This is a genomic window from Candidatus Protofrankia californiensis (genome assembly GCF_900634765.1).
GTDB classification, from domain to species: Bacteria; Actinomycetota; Actinomycetes; order Frankiales; family Frankiaceae; genus Protofrankia; species Protofrankia californiensis.
This window is the reverse complement of record NZ_CAAAFT010000105.1, coordinates 10,621-13,026: the sequence shown is the minus strand read 5'-3', so window position 1 is coordinate 13,026 and position 2,406 is coordinate 10,621. Positions and strand designations below refer to the sequence as shown.

Sequence of the window (2,406 nt, the reverse complement as noted above, 5' to 3'; positions counted from 1 at the left end):
CCGGCGCGGAGCCGGATCCGATCAGCGACCCGGGGACCTGGGGACCTGGGCCTCCCGGACCGGCTTCCGGACCTCCCGAACCTCCCAGATCGGCTTCCGGACCCCCGGGCGCGAGTAAAGCATGATCGCGCCGCCTTCAGTCCTCTAGCGCACCGGGCAGGTAGTCACACGTTCGGTTTCAATCATGAAAGTGAGTGTGAAAACGGCCGCTGTCACGACCGTCCACTCCCTCACTTTCATGATCTAGTGATCATCGATCGGCTTCGGAGCGGATCTGCGGTACTTGGCCGACGCTCTAGACCCACCCATGATGGTGACGTTCGTACAAGGAACCGGCCTGGCCCACCCAGTCGTCCGAGACGATCCGGTCACCGAACCCGTCCAGGACGCAGCCGAGCCAGCCGACCCCGTCCTCGTCGAGGTCGGCGAGCTGGCGGAAGCTCACGATGCCAAGCGCATGCAGCCGCGCCTCCAGGACCGGGCCGATCCCGACGATCTCCTTGAGATTGTCCTGACGAGCGCCCTGCACCGCAGCGGCCGGCGGGAAGGAGCCGGATCCGCCGGACGCCGAGGTCAGCCTGGCCAGCGCGACCGAGCCCGGCAACGCACCAGGGAAGGCACCCGGAGAGGACGTGCCCAGGGGTACAGCGCCCGGGGAGTGATGGTCCGGCTGCATACCCGGGACGAGCCGGGCGGTCAGCACCGGCACGGCGCCGGCAACAGCCGGATCTTCCTCGAGCAACTCGGGGATCTGGCCCCCCGGCAGCGCGAAAGAAACATGATCGCGCTGCCTTCGGCCGTCGAGCAACTCGGGGACCTGGGCCTCCCGGACCTTGAGGGAACCGAAATCACCGGGGTCCTCCTCGGGGCTGGTGTCCCCGCCGCCAACGCCGGTATCCGGGTGACCTGCCGTAGCGGTCTCGCCGGCAACCGGCTCGCGGGCGAGCGGAGCGTCCGGACGGTTGGCATCCGCGCGGTTGGAATCTCGATGGCCGGAATCCGGGTGGTCGGGTTCGACGTGATCGGCATCCAAGAGATCGGGTTCGGCGCGGTCGGCGTCCAGGCGGTCGGAGACAGCCACCGGCTCCTCGGCCTCGCCCATCTGGGCGAGCAGCCGGACCTTTTCCGCGGCCCACTCGGCCTGATGGCGATCAAGCCTGGTCGTCAGGGTGGCGACCTGACGCTGGGTGTCCTCGGCCTCGGTGCGTGCCATCGCCAGCCGGGAGGAGAACTTCGCGGCGCGTCCCTCGGCCTCGGCGAGCTGTGCCCGCAGCTGCGCGGCCTCGGCCGCGAGTGCCTGGACGGCCTCGGCATCCGGCACCACGGCCCCACCTGGCACCACGGCTTCACCCGGCTCCTCGACCTCCGGCGCCCCGGTTTCAGCCATTTCCTCGGCCTGCGCGAGAGCTTCCTCGAGCACCTGCACCCTGCGGCCGGCCACCGCGGCCTGCCGCTCGGCAGCGGCGACCCGCTGCTCGGACTCGGCCGCCTGCTGCTCGGCGGCTGCCAGGCGGGCCGTGAGCGCCGCCTTCTCCAGCACCCACTCGTCCTGCTGGCGCTCGTCCTGCTGGCGCCGTGGCCGCGCGCTCGGTTGCGTGACCGCGGCGGAGCCCGTGTCAACGCCACCGGCCGACGGTCCGACCTCAGTCTCGGCGACCTCGGCCCCGGCGGCGTCCGGATCGTGGCCGCGCACACGCAATGCGACATGACCCTGCACGGCCTCACCGCCGGCCGGCTCCGGCTCGGGTGGACCGGGGGCAGCCGGGATGGCACGCCGTATCTCCTCGACCCGGCGATGTATGGGGCCGAGGAGGAACACCCATGTCAGCAGCGCACCGATGGCCAGCGCCGCCAGCATGAGCACCAGGATCTGGCCGGCGAGGTAGAGCACGAGTGATCAGCATCCTTCCCACGGTGCGCTCTGCGGAGATCCACACCGATACGGGTGACAGCCTCCGACATCGTCCGAGGATCCCATCATGGCCACGAAAGTCCTCCATGGGCGCACCGGACACACCCTGAATCCATCACAAAAGTATCGTGAAGCACGATTACGATCTTTCCGGGTGGCGGCAAACCAATACGCGCATGGCGCTGTCGACGCAGTCGATCACACCGAGTACGTTCACCGGCGACCCCGGCGGGAACATCTCCGGGGCTATCCCGTATAGAACCATTCCACAGCCATGTTCCGAACGTCCAGTTCCAACCGGACGACCAACAGGTGATGGGCGTGGTCTGAGTGTCCGCCACGACCGGAACAGCCCTGTCAAACAGCGCGGCGCCGCCGGCACCGGCGCTGCACCGCCCGAACCGGACAGCCCCTCAGCCCATGTGGGGGTAGGCAACCCGTTGCGGCGGGTCGAAAGTCTCCTTGAGTACCCGGGGGGAGACCCACCGCAGCAG

The 2,406-nt window shown here is 69.2% G+C and carries 1 protein-coding gene; it reads right to left on the bottom strand.

All coding sequences use genetic code 11. The features are described 5' to 3' along the window. Window positions 1-295 precede the first annotated feature (295 nt). Window positions 296-1,891 (bottom strand): hypothetical protein, encoded by a 1,596-nt coding sequence (locus DD1DGNOD_RS06290; RefSeq protein WP_131765667.1) that lies wholly within the window; start codon window positions 1,889-1,891, stop codon window positions 296-298. Window positions 1,892-2,406: the final 515 nt, after the last annotated feature.